Genomic DNA, 22,883 nt, shown 5'->3' with positions numbered 1-22,883 from the left:
AATGAAAGAGAAGTTATTGGGTTTTGCTCGTTTAGCAAGACCTGCAAATTTGCCAACTGCTGCTGCAGATATATTGGCGGGTATTGCTATTATGTTATACCTGCAAAATATTGATGTTCTTACATTTTTAGGTGAGCAAGTTGGTGATGTGCTTTCATTAGTGTTTTCATCGGTTGCGTTATATGCTGGTGGAGTGGTTTTTAACGATGTTTTCGATGCTGAATTAGATGCTGTTGAAAGACCTGAAAGAGCAATACCAAGCGGACTCATACCTAAACGAGAAGCTATTTATTTTGGAACCATTTTAATGTTGATCGGTATTACTTTGGCATTTAAATGCACATTGTTGTCCGGGCTAATATCAGTGGTATTGACCATTGCTATTTTAACATACGATGGGTATTTTAAGCAGTTCGGTTTTGCCGGTCCTTTAAATATGGGTATATGCCGTGGTTTGAATCTTTTATTGGGCATGTCTATTTTAGGAAGCCTCACTAATTGGTACATTTCATTGGTTCCGGTCGTATATATATTTGCCATCACTTTGATCAGTAGAGGTGAGGTACATGGCGATAATAAAAAACACATTGTTTGGGCAGGTATTCTCTATGCAATAGTTGTACTGTCTATTGCGTTAATTGTAATGCAACAGAAAGACAATCTCTTGGTGTTATTGCCGTTTTTACTTTTGTTCGGGTTTTTAATTTATTCGCCCTTAATTAAGGCATATAAAGAAAATTCACCAAAGAATATTAAAAAAGCGGTAATGGGGGGTGTGTTGTCCTTAGTTGTTATGAACGCTTGCTGGGTGGCCGGTTTTTCTAACTGGTATTTGGCTTTGGCAGTTCTGCTGTTATTACCATTATCCATGCTTTTGTCTAAATTATTTGCAGTAACATAAAATACGTATGCAATTACAACCTATAAAACAGTCTTTTCAAGTGCAATATGATTATCAGTTGTACTTCACATCAGGACTATTTGCTTTAGAGAACCCGTTGTTCGCAAATCTAATTGCGGATTATAAAGATTTTGAGCCCGTTAAACTTTTCTTTGTATTGGATGACGGAGTTAAAAATCATCATCCGGCATTAATCCATCAAATTGAAGAATATTGTGAAAAGAATCGGACGGTTATAAAATATACCGATACTTTGGTTCTACCAGGTGGCGAGCAGGTAAAGAACAGTGATGATGCTATTGAATCCGTGTTAAAAGGAGTCAACGAGAATAAAATTTGTCGCCATTCATTCGTTGTCGTTATCGGTGGTGGTGCGGTGATAGATATGGTCGGTTATGCTGCAGCTATTGCACATAGAGGAGTAAAGTTGATTAGAATACCAACTACGGTTTTATCTCAGAACGATTCAGCCGTTGGTGTAAAGAACAGTGTAAATGCCTTTAAGAAGAAAAATTTCTTAGGAACATTTGCTCCGCCATTTGCAATAATCAACGATAGTGATTTTCTTGAAACCTTAGAGCAACGCGATTGGATTTCCGGAATTTCAGAAGCCATTAAGGTGGCTTTGATTAAGGACAAGACGTTTTTTAAATATATAGCGGACAACGCTACAGGTTTAAAGAATAGGGAAATGGAACCTATGCAATATGTAATTTATAAGTGCGCAGAAATGCATATGCACCATATTGCACAAGGTGGTGACCCATTTGAATCGGGATCATCTAGACCGTTGGATTTTGGACATTGGGCTGCCCACAAGATGGAGTTCATTACCAATTATGAATTAAGACATGGTGAAGCAGTAGCAAAAGGCATCGCATTAGACGTCACCTACGCACAACTAATTGGCTTAATTTCCGAAGAAGATTTACAGCACATTTTAGATGTAATGATAGCAATAGGTTTTGATTTGTCATTACCGGTAGAAAGTAAGAAAGAAATAGAGGCGCTGTTAAATGGAATAGAGGAGTTTAGAGAGCATTTAGGGGGGCAATTGACAATTACCCTAATTTCTGATTTAGGAGTTAAACATGACGTGCATACCATTGATATGGGTCTAATGTCGCAGGCAATTAACAAGTTGAATCATCAATTCGCATTAAATTAAGTTCAATGCAACTACAGGATAAATTTCATCTAACTTATTGCACAAATATACACCCGGGACAAGATTGGAAAAGTACTTTTGAAAGTATTAAACAACATGTGCCAGGTATAAAAAGTAAGGTTTCAAAAGAACAACCTTTTGGTCTTGGGCTTCGATTATCCAATAAAGCAAGTGAAGAGCTTGAAATGGGTAATAACTTGTCCGATTTTAAACAATGGTTAGATACTAATCATCTATATGTGTTTACCATGAACGGATTTCCATATGGTAATTTTCATGATGAACGTGTAAAAGATATGGTGCATGCTCCTGACTGGACTACAAATGATCGTTTAACGTATACAAAAAGATTGTTTCGCCAATTATCTGAACTGCTTCCTGAAGGAATGAATGGTGGAATTTCAACATCGCCTATTACCTATAAATATTGGCACAAGTCGGATAGAGCAATTAAAAATGCATTTGAAACTGGAGCAAAGAATATGCTTGGAGTTGCTTTTCAATTGCATAATATAGAGAATACTACAGGAAAATATCTGCATTTGGATATTGAGCCTGAGCCAGACGGATTGTTGGAAAATAGTGAAGAGGTATTGGCATTTTATGCTGATTTTTTAGTGCCTATAGGAGTAACTTATTTTAAGCAAGAATTAGGTGTAGATGCAAACGAGGCCGAGGCTATAATTAAGAAATACATTACCGTTTGTTATGACGTTTGTCATTTTTCATTGGCTTATGAAGAGCCAATTGATACGTTTACAAAGTTTAAGGCCAATGATATAAAAGTTGGTAAAATTCAAGTAAGTGCAGCATTGAAAATTCTTTTTAACGGTAAAAATGACGAGAAAATTTGGGAACAGTTGTCTCAATTCAATGAGCCTACCTATTTACATCAAGTTACCGAAATAATTGATGGTAAGGTAAAGACCTACAGCGATCTTCCTTTGGTTTTAGAAGGGGAGAGAAATCACAAAGAACTTCGGGCTCATTACCATGTGCCGATTTTTCTAGAGAAATATGGAGAGCTGTTCTCTACCCAAGACCATATTTTGAAAACTATGCAGTACTTGAAATTAGATCCAATTTCAGAACACTTAGAAATTGAGACCTATACTTGGGATGTGCTTCCAGTAGCTCTAAAACAAGATTTATCAGTATCAATAATACGAGAAATAGAGTGGTTTAAATTACACATGTAATATGAAAAAAACGGTAGTCATAAATGTAGTTGGGTTAACGAAACGATTGATAGGTGAACATACGCCGTTTATAAAATCATTTTTAGAAAGAGGGCAGGCATCCTTTATAGAGCCTGTACTTCCTGCTGTAACGTGCTCTGTGCAATCTACCTATGTAACAGGTAAATGGCCAACAGATCATGGTATAGTTGGTAATGGATGGTATTTTAAAGATGAATGCGAGGTTAAGTTTTGGAGGCAGTCAAACAAACTTGTGCAGCAGCCAAAAATTTGGGATGACATAAAGAAGAAATATCCCGATTTTACCTGTGCTAACCATTTTTGGTGGTACAACATGTACAGTAATGTTGATTTTAGTCTTACTCCAAGACCTAATTATTTGGCAGACGGCAGAAAAATTCCAGATGTATATTCTTATCCGGCACAATTGCGAGATGAGATGCAAAGTACGTTAGGTACATTTCCATTATTTGAATTTTGGGGACCTAAAACAACCATAAATTCTTCTAAGTGGATTGCCGATGCAGCAGTATTAACGGATAAAAAGCATAATCCCGATTTAACCTTAATTTATTTACCTCATTTAGATTATAATCTGCAGCGATATGGACTCGATTTTGAGATAATTTCTAAAGATTTGAATGAAATAGATGCTGTAGTCAAAAATTTAGTAAATCACTATGAAGCATTAGAAACCAGGGTGATACTTCTTTCAGAATATGGAATTACAAATGTAAACAGACCAATTCATCTTAATCGTGTTTTAAGAGAAGAAGGGATGTTAGCTATACGCGAAGAACGGGGATTAGAGCTTTTAGATGCAGGTCAAAGTGATGCTTTTGCGGTAGCCGATCATCAAATTGCACATGTTTATGTTAAACGTGACAAGGATATAGAACGTATTGCTGGTTTGTTGAATTCTATAGAGGGCGTAGAGAAAGTACTGTATGGAGACGATTTAAAGACCTATAAGATAAATCATGAGCGTTGTGGTGATATTGTGGTAGTTGCAGATAAAGACTCTTGGTTTACCTACTATTTTTGGTTAGATGATGCCAAAGCACCAGACTATGCAAGAATGGTAGATATTCATAAAAAACCGGGCTATGATCCCGTTGAAATGATGACCGATCCAAAAGATAAATTGGTGATGGCAAAAGTGGTAGGGAAACTACTCAAGAAAAAAATAGGTTTTAGAACGGTAATGAATATTATACCTATTGATGCTACGTTGATTAAAGGTTCGCATGGTCGTTTAACCGAAGATGTAGATGACTTTCCTATCTTTATAAGTAATCATGTAACGGGTGATAATGATCAGACTATTAGTGCAATACAAGTACGTGATCTTATTGAAGATCACCTTTTAAACTAAAATTAAATGAATCTATTTTTTAAGATAATTGGATACGTATTTACTGTTTTGTTTGCTGTAGGTGCGGTGTTGCAATATAATGATCCTGATTCTCTACATTGGATTATAGTTTATGGAGTAGCTGCATTAATATCTTTATTGTTTACGTTGAATAAAATAAGATACATTATCCCCTTGGTACTAGGGATTTTGGCTTTTATTGGCTTTGTATATTTATACCCTGAAGATTTTCAGGGATTTGATTTAAATGATGGTGATATTAAAACGGTAGAGTTGGGTAGAGAGGCTTTCGGATTATTGATAATTTCAATAGTACTTTTAATATTCGCTTTCCGAATAAAAAGAAAATTATAGGTAAAGGTCGAATTCTGATCTTAGCAAATCAATAACCGGATTCTTTTCTCTTAGTTTTTCGTATTTCTCTTCAGGGGTAAATGCAAATTTAGTGGTAGTGGTTTCATTGACCGTAATATCTAATTGAACGAAGTGATTGTTCAATTTAGCACGCAAATATTCCATTAGTTCAAATTGCTCACGCTCAATTTCCTTTTTCATGGTGCCGTTAGGCAACTCAATATGAATCTTAAAATCATCCTTGAGTTTAGGTATATCCGTATGTAAGTTTGAGGCTAATATCTTTTGTCCTTTCTTATCTATTATCTCAATAAAATCTGCCCAATGTTTTCGAAGCTCTTCTTCGGTAAATTTCTCTCTTGGTAAGTTGTTTTCATCTATTACAACCTCAATTCTATTGAGTTCGTGCTGTTTTTTGGCGTTTAAACTAGAAATTGAAAGTCCTGATACCCTTTTTGTAGGGCGATTTATAATCGGTTTTTTAACATCGGTAGGAGACTCGGATACTGTGGTATCTACCGTTTTTTGTTTTACTTCTTTTTGCGCTACTGGGGCCTGCTCTTCCTGTTTTTCTTCAATATCAACAGGTTTTGGAGCGGGAGAATTTGTTGTTGCTTGTTCAGCTTTCGCACTGTTAGTTTCTTCAGTGGTTTTAACCTCAGTTGACGTAGTTGATTTAAGTTCCTCTTCTTTTGCTGATACGGGTGTCTTTGGTAATTGTTTGTAAAAAGCAGAAGGGGCAATGAAATCAATAGTCTTGTTATGAAGGGCTACTGATTCAGGATTTTTTTTTTCTCCATCAAAATTGATAGAGGCAAGTTTCATAAGGGTTAGTTCAACCAGTAAGCGCTGATTTTTACTTGTTTTGTACTTTAAATCACAGTCATTGGCAATATTTAATCCTTGCAACAAAAAGGACGAGGATGTCTTTTTGCTTTGGTCTCTATATAACTGTTGTGCAGCTTCACCAACTTCTAATAATGTAATTGTATCTGGGTGCTGACATACCATTAAATCTCTAAAATGAGATGCTAAACCAGATATAAAATGATGACCATCAAAACCTAGGGATAACGTTTTATTGAAAAGTAATAGCAGATTCGGAATTTTATGTTCTAAAATTAAATCTGTAGCTTCAAAATAAGTATCGTAATCTAAAACGTTAAGGTTTTCTGTAACCGCTTTGCGTGTTAGGTCAGATCCAGAAAAGCTAACAACTCTATCAAAGATCGATAAAGCATCGCGCATGGCACCATCGGCTTTTTGGGCTATGATATGTAATGCATCGTCCTCAGCAGTAATGCCTTGGTTTTCTGCAATGTATTTTAAATATTCAGCAGCATCTTTAACCGTAATTCTTTTAAAGTCAAAAATTTGACATCTAGAAAGAATAGTAGGTATAATTTTGTGTTTCTCTGTTGTAGCCAATATAAAAATGGCATGCTTTGGCGGTTCTTCTAGTGTTTTAAGAAAAGCGTTAAAAGCCGATTGAGATAGCATATGTACCTCATCAATAATATATACCTTGTACTTGCCGACTTGTGGTGGTATACGTACTTGGTCAATTAAATTTCTAATATCGTCCACAGAGTTGTTAGAAGCGGCATCCAACTCAAAAATATTGAATGCAAAATCTTCATTATCCTGTTCTGTACCATCAGAATTTATCTGTTTTGCCAAAATACGTGCGCAAGTAGTTTTACCTACACCTCTTGGTCCGCAGAATAAAAGAGCTTGAGCCAAATGATTTTGGTCTATAGCATTCTGTAAAGTATTGGTTATAGACTGTTGACCCACAACATCTTTAAATGTTTGAGGTCTATACTTGCGTGCCGATACGATAAAAGGTTCCAAAATGCTACTTTCGTTTATTCAAATACAAATATAATTATAGCTTGGAATACTAACGAGAATTAAGATTAGAGATCATCTTTAGTTATCAACAATTGCAGTACATTTGTGCCAAGCAGACCACCTTATCGCTGCCAAGTAATTGGGAGAGGAAAGTCCGGACACCATAGTGCAGTATAGCGGGTAACGCCCGTCCGCTGAAAAGTGAGGACAAGTGCAACAGAAAGCAAGTACAGTTCGGCTGTAGTGAAACCAGGTAAACTCTATACGGTGAAACGTCATGTAAATCGATGCTTAAGGGCTGCACGCCCAAGTCGAAGGGTAGGCGGTTAGAGTACTGGGGTAACCCTTTACCTAGATAAATGATAAGGAATTCTAAAGTTTTTAGAATACAGAATCCGGCTTATGGTCTGCTTTTTTTAACCATTCAGAGTTTTTTTTTGGCTACATTTCAAAGAAACTAAAAACACTACCACCATATTTTCTAGAGTTCTTATAATGTGGTAATTCTGCTAGGCTGGTATGGTTAGAATGTTCAATAATTAAGACCCCGTCTTCTAATAACAATTCATTCTCAAATACCATTTGTGGCAGTTTTTCGAAATCTGACAGGTCCATGTCGTAAAAAGGGTCGGCAAAAATAATATCGAACTTTTCCGTATTTCGCTGCAAAAAACTAAAAACATCGCTTTTTAATGTTCTAATGTTCATGTCCAAAAGAGTTACCGTTTTGTCTATGAAATCTATGCAACCTGCATGGGCATCAACTGCAAGAATATCTTCAACTCCTCTAGACGAAAATTCATAACTAATGTTTCCGGTACCGGTAAAAAGGTCTAGAACCTTTAAATCAGGAAAGTAATAGGAATTGTTCAAGATATTAAACAAGCTTTCCTTGGCCATATCCTTAGTAGGTCTTACAGGTAGTTTTTTAGGTGCGATTAAATTTCGACCTTTATGCTTTCCAGAAATAATTCGCATTATATAGTATTAATAAGGGTGAAGTCTATTGAACTTGTTGTTGACTCTCCAAGTTTTATAAGCTGTTGGGTAGATGGTGCAAATATGCTTATATGCTGTATATAATTGTAGCAGAGCTTATAAGTTTCATCATCTTCTTCGATATCTCCAAAGAGTTTTACAACTACTGTCTTTGGGTCTAATTCTAGTTGCTCTATTACAAAGAGAAGATAATAGGTAAAATCTTCTTTTGTTTCGTATGTAAAGCTATTGTATAATAGTAATTTACGCTGATTTAAAACCGTAATATCCAATTGGTCTTTACTAACGTGAACAAAACAAGTAGTTTCTTGATTTTGTGTTTGGTTGTTCATTAAAGATTGTAGCAAAACTGTGCCATTATGCATAAAATGGAACTCACCGAAAAGGTCGTAAAGGTAATTGTTGATATTTGTGTAAGGTACGTATACAACTACCAGATCATGATTTTCTACTTCATCGTAAGCCAAAATATCGTTTGCCAATATTTTAGTGTTGAATTTTAAGTATTCGTTGAGTTTATTGGCATTGAACAATGATTTTGGAACTAAACCGAACAGCGTGTTTTTATGAACGGTTACAACCTCATCGAACTGCATATTTTCTATATCATGTTTCAGAAATAGTTTTTGCAGTTCATCTTTTGCTTCCATCGGATTTTTTTCAAAAGCAAAATCCACTCGATCAGACAGCAATAGTTTTTGCGAAACAGTATCTGCTACACAAAAAGAAAGTCCATTCAAGCTAACCTGAATGGACAATTTCTTAAAATTTTTATCCGCTATATTTAAGCTATTATTTTTTCTCTTTTTTGTCATAAATAGCAGGCCAGTTACCAGTTGTGCTAACATCGTCAAGAGAACCTACTTTAATTGTTGGTCCATTTACCTCCTCTACGCTCATTGCAGCTTTTTCACGAGCCAATAAATCTTTCGGCTGGTCGTATAACACTACTTCTTTATCAACTTTTGCTTCAAAAACAGGAGCTTTATAGCCACTCTTTTCAACGAATGCAGATTTCATAGTGAATTTTTCTCCGTTTGGAGCTGTTGGTACGTCCATTAAACTTTTGTAACGGGTATCTGCTTTAAAAAGAGAATCTTTTACAGAAACAAAACCTAAAGTATCAATAATTTTAACTTCTCTCAACATGTCAATACCGTAAGCTTTATCGAACTCCATGAAAGAAGAATCTCTTTGTTGAGTAATTACATATTTACCAGTATCGATAAAACGAATAAGACTATTGAAGTCATTTGCGTATTTTCCATTAACTATTTTATAAGCTTCTTGAGAGTTTCTAATATCCTTAAGCTTAGAAATAACTTGGGCAAAACGCTCTTCTTTTACCTCTTTAAACTTGATTGGTCCAGTAATGGAGTTGTAAATAAAGTATCCCAAAGCGATACATCCAATCCAAAGTACAATTTGTATTACGGTCTTCATTTCGTATGTGTTATTTTTATTTAGTGGTCTTCACAAATCTACAATTTTTTTTTAATGGTAAAAGTTTTTAGCCTAAAAATCATCTTTATCTTTGGGGGCTCATGAAACCAACAACACCCGCTTCTTTCTATAGTATACTAGAATCTAAATTTCCTCATACACCAACTGCCACACAATCAGTGGCTTTGCAAAAATTGGCAGAATTTACCTTGTCAACTGTTAAAGATGAAGTTTTTTTGCTAAAAGGCTATGCCGGTACCGGAAAAACTACTTTAATAGGTACTTTGGTCAATAGTTTATGGAAAGTTCAGAAGAAAGCAGTACTAATGGCACCAACAGGTAGAGCCGCAAAAGTAATGTCAAATTACTCTAGTACGCAGGCATTTACTATCCATAGAAAAATTTACTTTCCCAAAAAGCAAAGTGGAGGCGGGGTACAGTTTGTATTGGCACCAAATAAACATAGGGATACTTTATTTATAGTAGATGAGGCTTCTATGATACCTGATACTGCTGCAGACTCCAAATTGTTCGAAAACGGTTCTTTGTTAGATGATTTAATGATGTTCGTGTATTCGGGCCATAAATGTAAGTTGTTATTAATTGGTGATACGGCACAGTTGCCGCCGGTACATTTAGTATTGAGTCCGGCTTTAGATGGCAATAAACTTTCTTTAAATTATAATAAGGAAGTTGTTAGGTTAGAGTTGAACGAAGTCGTAAGGCAAGCAGGCGATTCTGGTATATTGGCTAATGCTACCTTATTAAGAGAACAGTTACAAGGTGATTTTTTTGAAGACTTTAAATTCAATGTAGATCCTTTTACGGACATTGTTAGGCTTATTGACGGAAATGAAATACAGGAAGTCATCGATAGTTCGTATGCTGAAAATGGAAAAGAAGAAACAGCTTTCATAGTACGTTCCAATAAACGCGCTAACCTATACAATCAAAATATACGCGAGCGTATTTTATTTTTGGAAAATGATATTGCCGTTGGCGATTTTATGATGGTCGTAAAAAATAACTACTTCTGGTTAAAACCAAGTTCTGAAGCTGGTTTCATTGCGAACGGTGATATCATAGAAATTTTGGAAATTTTTGACATCAAAGAAATTTACACCTTTAAATTTGCAGAAGTAAAGGTGAAGATGGTAGATTACCCTAACATGGCACCATTTGAGACCGTTTTGTTATTGGATACGATAACGGCGGAATCACCGTCATTATCTTATGAAGACGGCAATAGGTTATATCAAGAAGTAATGAAAGATTTTGCCCACGAAAGTTCTAAGTACAAGAAGTTTTTAGGGGTTAAGAATAATAAATATTTCAACGGTTTACAGGTGAAATTTTCATATGCCATAACCTGTCATAAATCACAAGGTGGACAATGGAATACTGTCTTTGTGGAACAGCCATACTTGCCCAATGGTATAGATAAAGAATATTTAAGATGGTTATATACCGCAGTAACCAGAGCTAAGAATAAATTGTACCTTATCGGTTTTAAGGATGATTTTTTTCTTGATTGAGAAAAGATTATTTTAGTAAATATTGATGTGGAAAATATTGCTATTTCCAATAGATGAATTATCATGACAACAGATACGATTTTAAGTATTTTTTTAGGAGTAGGATTAGCCGCCTCAGTAGGATTTAGGGTGTTTTTGCCTTTATTCGCTCTAAGTTTAGCATCCTATTTTGGGTTGTGGGAACTAAATGACAATTGGGAATGGATAGGTAGTTTGGTTGCGGTACTAACCCTGGGTGTTGCCACCTTATTGGAAATTTTCGCATACTTTATACCTTGGTTCGATAATTTATTGGATAGTATAGCCGTGCCCTTGGCGGCTATTGCCGGTACAGCTGTAATGGTTTCGACCGTAGCAGACTTAGATCCCGTAATAACTTGGTCATTGGCTATAATAGCTGGTGGCGGTACAGCTACGGCAATTAAAGGAGCTGGTGCAACGGGCAGGTTGGCTTCTACCGCCACTACTGGTGGGCTGGCAAACCCGGTAATTACAACGGTAGAAACAGGAACAGCTGCAGTGGTATCCGTTGCTTCAATATTTGCACCTATCTTAGCAGCCGTTTTGGTCATTATTATTTTAGTGATCATCTTTAGAATTTACAGAAAATTACGACCAAAGAGGAATACTTAAAAGAGACTTAGTTGAAGAAAATAGCGATGATTCCTGCCCGATATGCGGCATCAAGATTTCCTGCAAAATTAATGCAGGATCTGGCTGGCAAACCGGTCATATTAAGAACATACCAAGCTGCTGTACATACCAAGCTTTTTGATGAAGTTTATGTGGTGACCGATAGCAATGTTATCTATGATACCATAGTAAAAGAAGGTGGTTTAGCTATAATGAGTCAGAAAGAACATGACTGTGGTAGCGATCGTATTGCCGAGGCGGTAATGCAAATGGATGTTGATATAATCGTCAATGTACAAGGTGATGAACCATTCACGGATCGCGAAAGCTTAGAAGGGGTGATGCAAGTATTTGAAGATGATACACATAAAGAAATTGACCTAGCTTCCTTAATGGTTAAAATTACCGATGAAGAAGAAATAAATAATCCTAATACAGTAAAGGTCATTGTTGATAATAGAGATTTTGCATTGTATTTTTCGAGGTCTCCAATACCATATCCAAGAGCAAAAAACGACGATACCGTATATTTTAAGCATAAGGGTATTTATGCCTTTAGAAAAAGTGCTTTAATGGATTTTCAACGCTTGCCTATGTTACAATTAGAGGCTACGGAGAAGATTGAAGCTATTCGTTACTTGGAATATGGAAAGAAGATTAAAATGGTAGAAACTACCGTTCAGGGCATAGAGATCGATACACCTGAGGATTTAAAGAAAGCACAGAAGGCATGGAAATAAATTTTGATGGCATTCAAGTAATTGGGTTTGATGCAGATGATACCCTTTGGGTAAATGAAACTTACTTTAGGGATACTGAAGATAAGTTTGCCGATCTTTTAGAAAAGTATGAAACAAAGAATAAAATTGATCAAGAGCTTTTTAGAACGGAGATTAAAAATTTAGACCTTTATGGCTATGGTATAAAAGGGTTTGTACTTTCTATGATAGAATGTGCCTTAGAACTTTCCAATAATCAGGTTTCAGCGAAAACGGTAAGTGCCCTTTTAGATTTAGGTAAAGATATGATTACACAGCCCGTTGAGTTGTTAGATGGGGTTGAAGAAGTACTTGAACAGTTAAAAAGTAAATATCGTTTAATTGTTTTGACAAAAGGAGATCTTTTGGATCAAGAACGTAAATTGGAGCGTTCAGGTTTGTCAGAATATTTTCACCACGTGGAAGTTTTAAGTGATAAAAAAGAAAAGAACTATAGTGATTTATTAGAGCATTTAGAAATTGATCCAAGTGAGTTTTTAATGATCGGTAATTCCTTAAAATCAGATGTTTTGCCACTGGTAAACATTGGGGCGAGAGCTGTGCACATACCTTTTCATACCACATGGCAGCATGAAGAAGTTACCGATGTGGTTGAGAATAATGGGTATATGACAATGTCTACCTTAACCGATGTACTGAAATATGTGTAATGAATATGCAGGCGAATAAAGAAATGGCAAAAAAGAATATACCGACCAAAGCTTCAGAGGAGTTCCGTAATTTTCCAATGGTACCTCGTGTAGTTTATGGTATTGGGAGTTTTAGTACCCTTGGGGATATTTTGATGCCAAAGCGAAAACATTCAGAAGCACCAATGATTTATTTGGTAGATGATGTTTTTGAGAATACAGAGATCATCAATAGAATTCCGAGTATTTTTTGTGATCAGATTATTTTAATATCTGCAGACGAAGAACCAAAAACGGAACAAGTAGATGCGCTTGTTAACATGATTCGGGAAACTTATACAGAGCTTCCTTCAGGCATTATTGGTATTGGCGGTGGTACGCTGTTAGATTTAGCAAAGGCAGTAGCAATTATGCTTACTAATAATGGAAGTGCTTCGGAATACCAAGGGTGGGATTTGGTGAATAAGAAATCAATTTATCATGTAGGTATTCCTACCATAAGTGGTACCGGTGCAGAGGTTTCAAGAACTACAGTGTTAATGGGTCCAGAAAAGAAACTAGGAATCAATTCGGACTACACTACTTTTGATCAGGTAATTTTAGATCCAGATTTAACCATTGGCGTTCCAAAAGAGCAATGGTTTTATACAGGTATGGACTGTTTTATTCATTGTGTGGAATCCTTAAATGGAACTTTTTTAAATGCATTCAGCAAAAGCTATGGAGAAAAGTCCTTAGAACTTTGCAAGGAAGTATTTTTAGAAGATATCGAAGAATCCGATAGCAGGGAAAAATTAATGATGGCATCATGGCATGGAGGTATGAGTATAGCCTATTCGCAAGTAGGTGTGGCACATGCAATGAGTTACGGTTTAGGATATGTTTTAGGAGTAAAGCATGGAATAGGCAATTGCTTGGTATTTCAATTTTTAGAAGAGTTTTATCCAGAAGGAGTGCAATTGTTCAATTTAATGCTAGAGAAGCATAATATCATTTTGCCAAAAGGTGTATGCTCAAATTTATCCGATAATGAAATGAATACAATGATTACTGTTGCCATGGGCATGGAACCGCTTTGGGAAAATGCATTGGGCGAGCAATGGAAATCTATTATTTCCCCAAAAAAGCTAAAGGCTATTTATCAAAAAATATAGTCGAACATAATTTTACCTTTTATTCATAAAAAGAAGGTTTGCCGGTAAGGCAAATCAATACCCTTATCGTATGCAGCAAATAGCAAAGTTTATTTATTTTAATTTATTGGGATGGAAGCTAAACGGAGCATTCCCATCGCATTTAGATAAGTTTGTAGCTATAGTGGTACCGCATACCAGTTGGTGGGATTTTCTTTTAGGGTTGTTAATACGAGCCGTTTGGCAAGAAGAAATAAACTATGTTGGAAAGAAAAGCTTGTTTAAAGCTCCTTTTGGTTGGTTTTTTAGGTGGACAGGTGGTGCTCCCATAGATAGAACAAAAAATAGCGATACGGTTAAAGCAACAGCAGCCATATTCAATGAACGAAAAAAATTCAGATTAGCATTGTCACCAGAAGGTACACGCAAAAAAGTGGCAAAGTGGAAAACCGGTTTCTACTATATTGCCAAAACTGCCAACGTGCCGATCATTTTAGTCGCTTTTGATTATGGAAAAAAAGAAATAAAGCTTTCAGGTCCAATGACTCCTACAGATGATAAAGAAGCTGATTTTAAACAATATCATGCCTGGTTTGATGGGGTGGAGGGGAAGTATGCTTAATACTTGTATTTATAGGTTGGTTCATAGTTGAATTGTATATTATATAAGTATTTACAAAATATATCAAGCCTAAGACAAATCTTAAGAACTTAGTTATCACTAAATATTTAAGCAATTTCAATTTACCTAATTAAGTCATTTAACGATCAAACGGTCCTTTAATCGTAAAATTATTTAATTTCATCTACTTTTTGAAATTAAATATATATCCTTGTTTCAAATATATTTTTTGAAATATTAAACGTTTTAGTTAATATTTCCCCCTTCAAAAAAGGTATTTATTACGTACCCCACTTACGCTAATAAATTGACCTAATAGTGCTTTGGTTGTTATTAACCAAACCTATATAAATGACCAAAAATTACTCCTTAGGATTCTCAATACTGTATTATAGTATTCTTGAAATTCTTACTCCTTTATTTATTAAGAACTTTTATATCAAGAGACTTTATTTGTCTGTTGTGTCTTCTTCATTTTATGATTTTTTTGGTTTTGGAAAATCTATAATTATCAATCAACCTATCAATAATCAATTTTAATACTCATAGTTATGCGTAGAATTTTACACAACCAACATGATGTACTTTCTGTGAAAAAGTTATTACAGATTTTTAATATCAGTAAGAAAATGTCGCTCTTAATCATGTCACTCTTTTGTTTTAGTTCATCACTTTTTGCACAAGTAAACATAACTACTAGTCCTGAATCGGTTTCGGTTTCTCAGGATGAAATTTTTGTAATTACAGTGGAGTTGAATACCGATCAAAATGTAGATGCTGCTGAAGTTCACATGAGTTTTGATCCTAATATACTTGAGGTTACAAATTTAAGCTTACCTGATCCAAATCCATTTCCTGTTCCGATAATTGGTGCAGGATTTGATAATTTACTTGGAGTTATTGATTATGCTGCGGGTACATTTAGTTCTTTTCCGAATACTAACATTGACCTAATTAATATTGAATTCGTTGCCTTGACGAATGGAGTCACAGAATTGGAGTTTTCTGGTCTTCCTTCAAAGGCAACATTTAGTGGTATTAATATTTTGTCGGAAGCTACTGGGTCAACAATAACGGTAGAAGTTATCGATAATACCGCTCCTGTAATTACTTTAATTGGTGAGGAAATAATTAATCTACTTGTCGGTGATATTTATATAGAACAAGGTGCCATTGCTAATGATAATTCAGACGGTGACATTAGTGAAAATATTGTTATCGATGGAGATATAGTTAATGTCAATGTTGAAGGTGAGTATGTTATAACATATAATGTTATTGATACATCTAATAACGCAGCGGAAGAAGTAAAGCGAACTGTTATAGTATCTCAAGAAATCATAAATACATATGCCATAACAACTAATTCAGGTGAAAACGGTACGATTTCTCCTTCAAGTACAAATATAAATCAAGGGGATAATATTGTATTTACAATATCTCCTAACCCGGGCTATGAAATAGAAGATGTAGTGGTTAATGGAATCTCTGTAGGTCCGGTAACTACATATGAATTTGTGGATGTTCAATCAAATTCTACAATCAATGCGACTTTTATTGAAACTACAGACTTTCAATTATGTATTGCTTGTGGTAATGAAAATTTAACCGCCTTTGGGCGTAATTTTATAGGTGATCCAACCGTTCAGGCTCCTTCTGGTAGTGGTTTTTTACGGTCTGGTGGAGCGCCATATAGTAGCAATGTTAATGAAATAATCGGTACAACTTCACCTGAAGAGATATTGTTGTTTAAAAATGAAATGTATGGAGGGAAAACAGGTACTAATAATCCAGTTGCTTACGAAATACCGGTGCCTGATGGATTCTATCAAGTAGATTTATATTTTGCTGAAGTATACCAAACAGCACCAGGTACAAGAGTCTTTGATGTAATACTTGAAGATAAGGTCATTTTAGATGAATATGATCTGTTAGATCCTATAAAAGATGGTATTTCAAATAATCATACAGCAATTGTAAGAACATATTTTGTTTTTGTAGAAGATGGAAGTTTGAATGTTCAGGTAGGTCCAGCTACAGTTGACAATGGTAAAATATCTGGTTTATGTGTCACAAAAACTTCAAATACAAATGTGCATCCGGTTGCTAATTTAACTAATCTTCAATTTGAAGTTGGTGAGAGTATTTCTGAGGAAGTTGATATTCAAGATGATGATGATTTGATGATTACTTTTAATAATTTACCGTCATCAATTAGTTTTGATGCTTCCAATAATCAATTAGTAGGAACGCCCTTGGTTGATGAATTGGGTGAGTATAAGGTAAACGTGATTATTTCAGATGAAAATAGTTCTCCTGTAACGGCAGAATTCATAATTACAATTTATCCGTCTGGTTCTGATTTACCTCCCGCTATTGCTTCGATAGATGATGTTGAAATAATGGAGGGTGCTTCAATTGAGACTAATATTGTAGTTAGCGATGATAATGATATTTTTAATACTAGTATTATAATATATGATAAGAGTAATGGTGGTACTAATAATCCTTTCTTACCTAATACCACTGTGCCAGAAAGTGCATATACGTTTACTGATAATGGTAATGGTAATTATTCTTTTGTTTGGAATACCTTGCCAGGAGATGGCAGGTCATATTTGGCAGAGGTGACTACTGATGACGGGGTTAATATACCGGTAATTCAAACATTTTCTATTGATATTGCCCAACCAATTCCTGCAGATATATTAGCAAGGACGTTTACCAATCCACTACCATGGTATAAGAGTACTTCAGATTCCGCACCGGTTGCACCGTTTACAGTTGCTATTGAAGATAATGTAGCACAAAATGTAGGTTATTTAGACGCTGGTGATTACGTAGAATATTTAATAAATGTGCCATCTGCCGGTGAATATGATATTGAATTCTTAGCGGCCAAAGGTAATAATGGAACTACTACAATTAGTATATCTGAAGAAAACAATGGTAGCTATTCTGTGTTAGGAAATGTGACTGTAGCAAAGTCGGCATGGCAAACCTATTTGTCATACTTTACATCTGTCAACTTTGAAAATAGCGGTTTACAGACTATACGTTTAGATTTTAGTGCAGGTGTAAATATTAAGAATTTTATTTTTTCTCAATCACCTATTGCTTCATGTAATGTTGCATATCGTATTAATGCTGGTGGTCCATTGAATGGAGTAGTTGGAGGTGATTTTGAAGCTGACCAGTCTTTAAACGAAGCAGGTGGCGCGGCGGAAACAGGAGTACCTTCTATATATTACAAAGGAGCTATAGATAAAACTTATGGTTCTAATGTAGCGCTGGTTTCTAATACTACAGGGTATCCCGATGCTATTTTTCAAACAGAAAGGCATATAGATGGTGGATCTTTAATGAATTGGGAATTTCCGGCAAATGGAGTTTATGAAGTTAACTTGCTATTTAATGAAAATTGGACAGGTGAAAGCGCTGATCCTAGGGTTTTTGATGTAGAGATTGAAGACGAAGTGGTATTGGATAATTATAGACCATCAGTTGCTGCAGGTGGATTTAATATAGCTAAAGTTGAAACCTTTACCGTAGAGGTTACAGATGGAACCTTGAATATTGATTTTAAAAAAGGTACACAGAATCCGTCTATTAAAGGATTTAGTATCTGTTTAATATCCGAACTTGAAAATACCCCTCCTTTAGTAAACATAGATTCGCCCGTAGAGAATATTACTGTTGTTCGTGGTATGGATGTTAATTTAATAGGAACGGCCGTTGATGCTCAAGACGGGGAGATTTCTGATTTAATTAACTGGAGTTCAGGTGATGCGAGATTTACAACTTCGCCTTTGAATGGAATAGGTTCAAATATTACAGGTCAATTCATTACACCAGGTACTCAAACCTTAACTGCTACTGTTGAGGATAGTGATTTTGAAACCGCTAATTCTGAAATAGAAATTGAAGTTTCTGGACCGGAAGTTTTGATTGATTTACCATTGGAGAACGCTGAATTAAACTCAACTAATGTTAGATTGGAATGGACCGGAAATGATGTCTTGTTCGAACTAACCGAGCATTATCATATTTTCGTAAATCCAGCTGATATTAATAATATAGATTCTTCTACCAGGATTTCAACTGCTTCACAAATTGGACAAGAATTTTGGGATTTAACTGCGTCTGATGGAATTATTGATGGGGAAAATATAATTGTTATTGTGGTAGCCGACCCAACTCATGCAGAATTTACAAACATAGAAGCTAAAGATATTGTCAATTTTACGGTCACTTTACCAGATGATGTGCCACCAGAAATTACCTTATTAGATGAAGACCCTTTAATTGTAGAACTTGGATCACCATATAGTAATTTAGGGGCGAGTGCTTTTGATGAAATTGATGGTGATTTAACTAATGAAATTGTAATTAGTGGAGATATTGTTGATGTTAACACCGTAGGAGATTATAGTATCATTTATAATGTCTCCGATGCGTCAGGAAATGCAGCAACGGAAGTAATCCAAACAGTATCGATAATTGATAGTGTTGCTCCGGTAATTACATGTCCTGCTGATATAATTACCTCTACAGATGTAGATATTTGTGGGGTTAATTTAGTTTTAACAAATGCTTCGGTCATTGATTTAAGTGATGATATCACATATGATGCTTTTCGAAGTGATGGTTTGTTAATGTCGGAACCATATGGCTTGGGTGAGACTATGGTTACTTGGACCGCAATTGATGGGTCGGGTAATATATCTGAACAATGTATTCAAAAAATAACAGTAATAGATGAAATTGCTCCTGACTTCGCTTGTCCTTCGAATATTAACATAAACAGTCTAAATGGAAACCCAATGATTGTTGAAATTATACAGCCTTTAGCAATCGATGCTTGTTCAGATCAAAATTTAACTGTTATTGGAACTCGAAATGACGGGCAAGATATTAACGATGCTTATCCTGTTGGAGTTACCCAAATTGAATGGAAAGTACTGGATGAAGCAAACAATTTTGCGTCGTGTATACAGACTGTAACTATTAATTTTACAGGTTCGTCAGAAAATAATATTGAGTTTTTTACTTTTCAAGAACAATCAGAGCCTGAAATTATTGATTATGTAGAAGGAACAGTAGACATTAAGGTAGCTCCCGGCACAGATATAACCGCTTTAGAAGCGAACTTTGGTATTTCCACAAACGCTAGCGTATCTCCAAATTTAGGGGAAGTTCTAGATTTTACGGATCTCGTTAATTATACGGTAACCGCTGAAGATGGAACGCAAAAAATATGGACGGTAAGGGTAACGGTCGAAGAGGATCCGGTAGAAACTCTAGTGGTTAATACTTTTACATTGGTAAATGCCGATACAGATCAAGATATAATGATATTGACTGAAGGGATATTGGTCAATTCGGAAATTTATGAAAATACAAATTTAGCAATACGTGCAGATACTTCTTCTGATGTGGCTAGTGTGCAGTTAATATTAAGTGGTGTAAAAAATAAAACTCAATCAGAAAGTGTCTCTCCTTTCTCTCTTTATGGAGATAATGCTCAAACTGGAAATTACGAAGGGGAACTATTTACGATTGGTAACTACACTATAACTGCTACCGCTTATTCGAATACAGGATTAACCGGTGTTCAAGGTGATGTAAAATCAATAAACTTCCAGTTTATTGATCAAGACCCATTATGTATTGATTTTGACGTTAGTGTTGGTAATAAGTTAAACCCAAGTGGTTGTAATATAAATGATGGCTCTATTACTTTAAATGCCACTGGCTTTAGTGGTTCTCTTTCATATGATTGGAGTCATGACAATAATTTAACCGGTTCTTCGGCTAATGGACTGGGAGCTGGTACGTATACTGTAATGGTTACTGATATTAACGGATGTTTTGAAAACTTGTCTATCACATTAAGTAACCCAGATCTTCCAGTTGTAACATTAGAGTCGTTTGATGATGTTCTTACTACAGATAGTCCAATTAGTTTAATTGGAGGAAGTCCCCTAGGTGGAGAATATTCTGGTATAGGAGTGAACAATAATACGTTTGACCCTTCCATAGGAGTTGGTGAGTATACTATTGTATATACTTTTACAGATAGTAATGGTTGTTCAGATAGTACTACACAATCTATCACGGTAAACGCACCTGTCGATAACACTACGCTTTTCATTTTGAACGCAGAGGACGACAGTGTACTTTATTCGTTGACCGATGGACTTGAGATAATGAAGTCGGATATCGGGGATACCCCTTTGGGCATAATCTACAATGCTGATCTGGAACCTGGCAGTGTTACCTTCAAGTTGAGCGGTCCATTGAGCCAGACCAAGACCGAGGGCCCTTCGGCACCTTATTCCCTTTTCGGAGATATCGGTGTCGACATCCAGGGCAAGTCTTTCCCGATAGGGGATTATACCTTGTCCACCACGACTTCCTCGGGGATGAGCCAAACGGTCGAGTTCTCGATAGTGAACGGACCTCCGGCGAACGTTGCACCTGTCGTTGTGCTTTCTGGCGACCCCGATGGTAGTGTACCCTTCAAGATGAACTTTACCGGTTCGGGATCATTTGACGGAGACGGTACGATAACGAACTATTCGTGGGACTTTGGCGACGGTAACACCTCGTCGGTTACGGATCCTTCGCATACATATGCCTTAGGTGGCGATTACACTGTAACGCTGACGTTGACGGATGACGATGGAGAAACGTCTAGCAACAGTATTGCTGTAACGGCAGTGGATCCAACGGTCAATAAGGTCCCTAATGCCGTTGCCAGCGCTCTGCCCCACAGTAGTGGTACGGTACCGTTGACCGTGAATTTCTCGAGCTCAGGTTCTGGCGATTCCGATGGAGACATAATTCTGTACGAATGGGATTTCGGAGATGGATCGACGTCTACCGAGGCTAATCCTACCCATACCTATACGGTCCAGGGAAATTTTGTTAGTGTACTTACGGTAACCGATGACGAAGGAGCAAAAGATACGGCAAGTGTCGGTATCACGGTAAATGCACCTGTCGATAACACTACGCTTTTCATTTTGAACGCAGAGGACGACAGTGTACTTTATTCGTTGACCGATGGACTTGAGATAATGAAGTCGGATATCGGGGATACCCCTTTGGGCATAATCTACAATGCTGATCTGGAACCTGGCAGTGTTACCTTCAAGTTGAGCGGTCCATTGAGCCAGACCAAGACCGAGGGTCCTTCGGCACCTTATTCCCTTTTCGGTGATATCGGTGTCGACATCCAGGGCAAGTCTTTCCCGATAGGGGATTATACCTTGTCCACCACGACTTCCTCGGGGATGAGCCAAACGGTAGAGTTCTCGATAGTGAACGGACCTCCGGCGAACGTTGCACCTGTCGTTGTGCTTTCTGGCGACCCCGATGGTAATGTACCCTTCAAGATGAACTTTACCGGTTCGGGATCATTTGACGGAGACGGTACGATAACGAATTATTCGTGGGACTTTGGCGACGGTAACACCTCGTCGGTTACGGATCCTTCGCATACATATGCCTTAGGTGGCGATTACACTGTAACGCTGACGTTGACGGATGACGATGGAGAAACGTCTAGCAACAGTATTGCTGTAACGGCAGTGGACCCTCATGATGTTGAAACAGTGATAAGCTTTACACTTATGGATGCTGTAAATCAACTTGAGTTATTCGATATACAAAACAATATGAGTATCAGCTCTGTGGAAATGGAAAATGTCAATATTAAGGCAAATACCAATCCTGGTATCGTAGGCAGTGTAAAATTCGTATTAACGGGTTCGGTAAATAGAACATGGATAGAGACAAATGCTCCATATGCATTATACGGAGATTTTGATGGTGTTTTCATACCCACAACAATTCCAATAGGATCGTATACATTAGAGGCAACACCATATTCAATGGGTGGTGCTGGCGGCGAAATAGGTCAATCACTAACTGTTAAGTTTAGTGTTGTACAACCCGCATCGACCTCTAAATCTGCTGAAGTTTCGATGAATATTTTTCCAAATCCTGCCTCTGAGAGCATTACTGTTTCCTTTGATGAGCCAACAACTTTAGTTAAGATATTTATATATGATATTACAGGAAGATTAGTACAATCTTTAAACATGGATGCTAGTCAAGATGTTGGTAGTTATCTTCTTGGAGTACAAGATTTACCTACAGGATCTTACTTTGTAAGAACTATAGATTCAGAAGGAAAACAGTCTCAACAGCAAATGGCTATTAAGCGATAATCAAGTCCCAAAAAAGAATTAA

Annotated in this window: 16 protein-coding genes and 1 other RNA gene; 13 read left to right on the top strand and 4 right to left on the bottom strand. The window is 36.4% G+C overall.

Features of this window, described 5'->3' with window-relative positions:
• Position 1 precedes the first annotated feature (1 nt).
• The 5 genes from eboC to EXIGUO8A_RS01585 are packed head-to-tail and all read left to right on the top strand — an operon-like array spanning position 2 to position 4,997.
• Positions 2–901 carry a UbiA-like protein EboC gene (gene eboC, locus EXIGUO8A_RS01605; protein ID WP_159301693.1) on the top strand — a complete coding sequence of 300 codons (900 nt, stop codon included), beginning with the start codon at positions 2–4 and terminating at the stop codon, positions 899–901.
• A gap of 7 nt (positions 902–908) precedes the next feature.
• Positions 909–2,069, top strand: coding sequence for a 3-dehydroquinate synthase (locus EXIGUO8A_RS01600; protein WP_159301692.1), 1,161 nt, complete (start codon positions 909–911; stop codon positions 2,067–2,069).
• A 5-nt stretch (positions 2,070–2,074) separates the two neighbouring features.
• Positions 2,075–3,268: a metabolite traffic protein EboE gene (gene eboE / locus EXIGUO8A_RS01595; RefSeq protein ID WP_159301691.1), complete on the top strand. Its 1,194-nt coding sequence runs from the start codon at positions 2,075–2,077 to the stop codon at positions 3,266–3,268.
• Position 3,269: 1 nt separating this feature from the next.
• Positions 3,270–4,643, top strand: coding sequence for an alkaline phosphatase family protein (locus EXIGUO8A_RS01590; RefSeq protein ID WP_159301690.1), 1,374 nt, complete (start codon positions 3,270–3,272; stop codon positions 4,641–4,643).
• A gap of 6 nt (positions 4,644–4,649) precedes the next feature.
• Positions 4,650–4,997, top strand: coding sequence for a transmembrane 220 family protein (locus tag EXIGUO8A_RS01585; protein ID WP_159301689.1), 348 nt, complete (start codon positions 4,650–4,652; stop codon positions 4,995–4,997).
• Here the strand turns inward: EXIGUO8A_RS01585 and EXIGUO8A_RS01580 are convergent.
• Positions 4,992–6,851 carry a DNA polymerase III subunit gamma/tau gene (locus EXIGUO8A_RS01580; protein WP_159301688.1) on the bottom strand — a complete coding sequence of 620 codons (1,860 nt, stop codon included), beginning with the start codon at positions 6,849–6,851 and terminating at the stop codon, positions 4,992–4,994. The two genes, EXIGUO8A_RS01585 and EXIGUO8A_RS01580, sit on opposite strands and share 6 nt — an antisense overlap.
• Before the next feature lie 109 nt (positions 6,852–6,960).
• Between EXIGUO8A_RS01580 and rnpB the strand changes: the two genes are divergently transcribed.
• Positions 6,961–7,269, top strand: an RNA gene (gene rnpB, locus EXIGUO8A_RS01575) — RNase P RNA component class A.
• Between the two features lie 23 nt (positions 7,270–7,292).
• Here rnpB and EXIGUO8A_RS01570 read toward each other — a convergent pair.
• The 3 genes from EXIGUO8A_RS01570 to EXIGUO8A_RS01560 are packed head-to-tail and all read right to left on the bottom strand — an operon-like array spanning position 7,293 to position 9,293.
• Positions 7,293–7,829, bottom strand: coding sequence for an RsmD family RNA methyltransferase (locus EXIGUO8A_RS01570; RefSeq protein ID WP_159301687.1), 537 nt, complete (start codon positions 7,827–7,829; stop codon positions 7,293–7,295).
• A complete protein-coding gene (locus EXIGUO8A_RS01565; RefSeq protein ID WP_201304098.1) occupies positions 7,829–8,665 on the bottom strand; it encodes a DUF3822 family protein in 837 nt (278 codons plus the stop codon). The genes EXIGUO8A_RS01570 and EXIGUO8A_RS01565 overlap by 1 nt, the downstream gene beginning before the upstream one ends.
• On the bottom strand, positions 8,643–9,293 hold the full coding sequence (locus EXIGUO8A_RS01560) for a hypothetical protein (RefSeq protein ID WP_116769796.1): 651 nt from the start codon (positions 9,291–9,293) through the stop codon (positions 8,643–8,645). The genes EXIGUO8A_RS01565 and EXIGUO8A_RS01560 overlap by 23 nt, the downstream gene beginning before the upstream one ends.
• Positions 9,294–9,394: 101 nt before the next feature.
• Here EXIGUO8A_RS01560 and EXIGUO8A_RS01555 point away from each other — a divergent pair, with 101 nt between their 5' ends.
• The 7 genes from EXIGUO8A_RS01555 to EXIGUO8A_RS01525 all read left to right on the top strand — a co-directional run bounded on the left by EXIGUO8A_RS01555 (position 9,395) and on the right by EXIGUO8A_RS01525 (position 22,861).
• Complete coding sequence (locus EXIGUO8A_RS01555; RefSeq protein WP_159301686.1) at positions 9,395–10,828, top strand: ATP-dependent DNA helicase; 1,434 nt, start codon at positions 9,395–9,397, stop codon at positions 10,826–10,828.
• Positions 10,829–10,891: 63 nt separating this feature from the next.
• Positions 10,892–11,461, top strand: a complete 570-nt coding sequence (locus EXIGUO8A_RS01550; RefSeq protein ID WP_159301685.1) for a DUF4126 domain-containing protein — start codon at positions 10,892–10,894, stop codon at positions 11,459–11,461.
• 26 nt (positions 11,462–11,487) lie between these two features.
• Positions 11,488–12,201, top strand: coding sequence for a 3-deoxy-manno-octulosonate cytidylyltransferase (gene kdsB / locus EXIGUO8A_RS01545; protein ID WP_201304143.1), 714 nt, complete (start codon positions 11,488–11,490; stop codon positions 12,199–12,201).
• Positions 12,192–12,890 carry an HAD family hydrolase gene (locus tag EXIGUO8A_RS01540; RefSeq protein WP_159301683.1) on the top strand — a complete coding sequence of 233 codons (699 nt, stop codon included), beginning with the start codon at positions 12,192–12,194 and terminating at the stop codon, positions 12,888–12,890. The genes kdsB and EXIGUO8A_RS01540 overlap by 10 nt, the downstream gene beginning before the upstream one ends.
• Positions 12,891–12,895: 5 nt before the next feature.
• Entirely contained in the window at positions 12,896–14,023 is a 1,128-nt protein-coding gene (locus EXIGUO8A_RS01535) for an iron-containing alcohol dehydrogenase family protein (protein WP_236564526.1), read from the top strand.
• A 70-nt stretch (positions 14,024–14,093) separates the two neighbouring features.
• Positions 14,094–14,624, top strand: a complete 531-nt coding sequence (locus EXIGUO8A_RS01530) for a 1-acyl-sn-glycerol-3-phosphate acyltransferase (RefSeq protein ID WP_159301682.1) — start codon at positions 14,094–14,096, stop codon at positions 14,622–14,624.
• 551 nt (positions 14,625–15,175) lie between these two features.
• Entirely contained in the window at positions 15,176–22,861 is a 7,686-nt protein-coding gene (locus EXIGUO8A_RS01525) for a PKD domain-containing protein (protein WP_159301681.1), read from the top strand.
• The last annotated feature ends 22 nt before the right edge of the window (positions 22,862–22,883 follow it).

The organism is Maribacter litoralis (assembly GCF_902506355.1).
GTDB lineage: Bacteria > Bacteroidota > Bacteroidia > Flavobacteriales > Flavobacteriaceae > Maribacter > Maribacter litoralis.
The sequence above is the reverse complement of the archived record's forward strand: the minus strand, read 5'-3'. Positions and strand labels throughout refer to the sequence as shown.

What these genes read in the sequence shown, in the direction of transcription:
- eboC (WP_159301693.1), top strand. Translation starts at nt 2, where the DNA reads ATGAAAGAGAAGTTATTGGGTTTTGCTCGTTTAGCAAGACCTGCAAAT.
- EXIGUO8A_RS01600 (WP_159301692.1), top strand. Translation starts at nt 909, where the DNA reads ATGCAATTACAACCTATAAAACAGTCTTTTCAAGTGCAATATGATTAT.
- eboE (WP_159301691.1), top strand. Translation starts at nt 2,075, where the DNA reads ATGCAACTACAGGATAAATTTCATCTAACTTATTGCACAAATATACAC.
- EXIGUO8A_RS01590 (WP_159301690.1), top strand. Translation starts at nt 3,270, where the DNA reads ATGAAAAAAACGGTAGTCATAAATGTAGTTGGGTTAACGAAACGATTG.
- EXIGUO8A_RS01585 (WP_159301689.1), top strand. Translation starts at nt 4,650, where the DNA reads ATGAATCTATTTTTTAAGATAATTGGATACGTATTTACTGTTTTGTTT.
- EXIGUO8A_RS01570 (WP_159301687.1), bottom strand. Translation starts at nt 7,829, where the DNA reads ATGCGAATTATTTCTGGAAAGCATAAAGGTCGAAATTTAATCGCACCT.
- EXIGUO8A_RS01565 (WP_201304098.1), bottom strand. Translation starts at nt 8,665, where the DNA reads ATGACAAAAAAGAGAAAAAATAATAGCTTAAATATAGCGGATAAAAAT.
- EXIGUO8A_RS01560 (WP_116769796.1), bottom strand. Translation starts at nt 9,293, where the DNA reads ATGAAGACCGTAATACAAATTGTACTTTGGATTGGATGTATCGCTTTG.
- EXIGUO8A_RS01555 (WP_159301686.1), top strand. Translation starts at nt 9,395, where the DNA reads ATGAAACCAACAACACCCGCTTCTTTCTATAGTATACTAGAATCTAAA.
- EXIGUO8A_RS01550 (WP_159301685.1), top strand. Translation starts at nt 10,892, where the DNA reads ATGACAACAGATACGATTTTAAGTATTTTTTTAGGAGTAGGATTAGCC.
- kdsB (WP_201304143.1), top strand. Translation starts at nt 11,488, where the DNA reads ATGATTCCTGCCCGATATGCGGCATCAAGATTTCCTGCAAAATTAATG.
- EXIGUO8A_RS01540 (WP_159301683.1), top strand. Translation starts at nt 12,192, where the DNA reads ATGGAAATAAATTTTGATGGCATTCAAGTAATTGGGTTTGATGCAGAT.
- EXIGUO8A_RS01535 (WP_236564526.1), top strand. Translation starts at nt 12,896, where the DNA reads ATGCAGGCGAATAAAGAAATGGCAAAAAAGAATATACCGACCAAAGCT.
- EXIGUO8A_RS01530 (WP_159301682.1), top strand. Translation starts at nt 14,094, where the DNA reads ATGCAGCAAATAGCAAAGTTTATTTATTTTAATTTATTGGGATGGAAG.
- EXIGUO8A_RS01525 (WP_159301681.1), top strand. Translation starts at nt 15,176, where the DNA reads ATGCGTAGAATTTTACACAACCAACATGATGTACTTTCTGTGAAAAAG.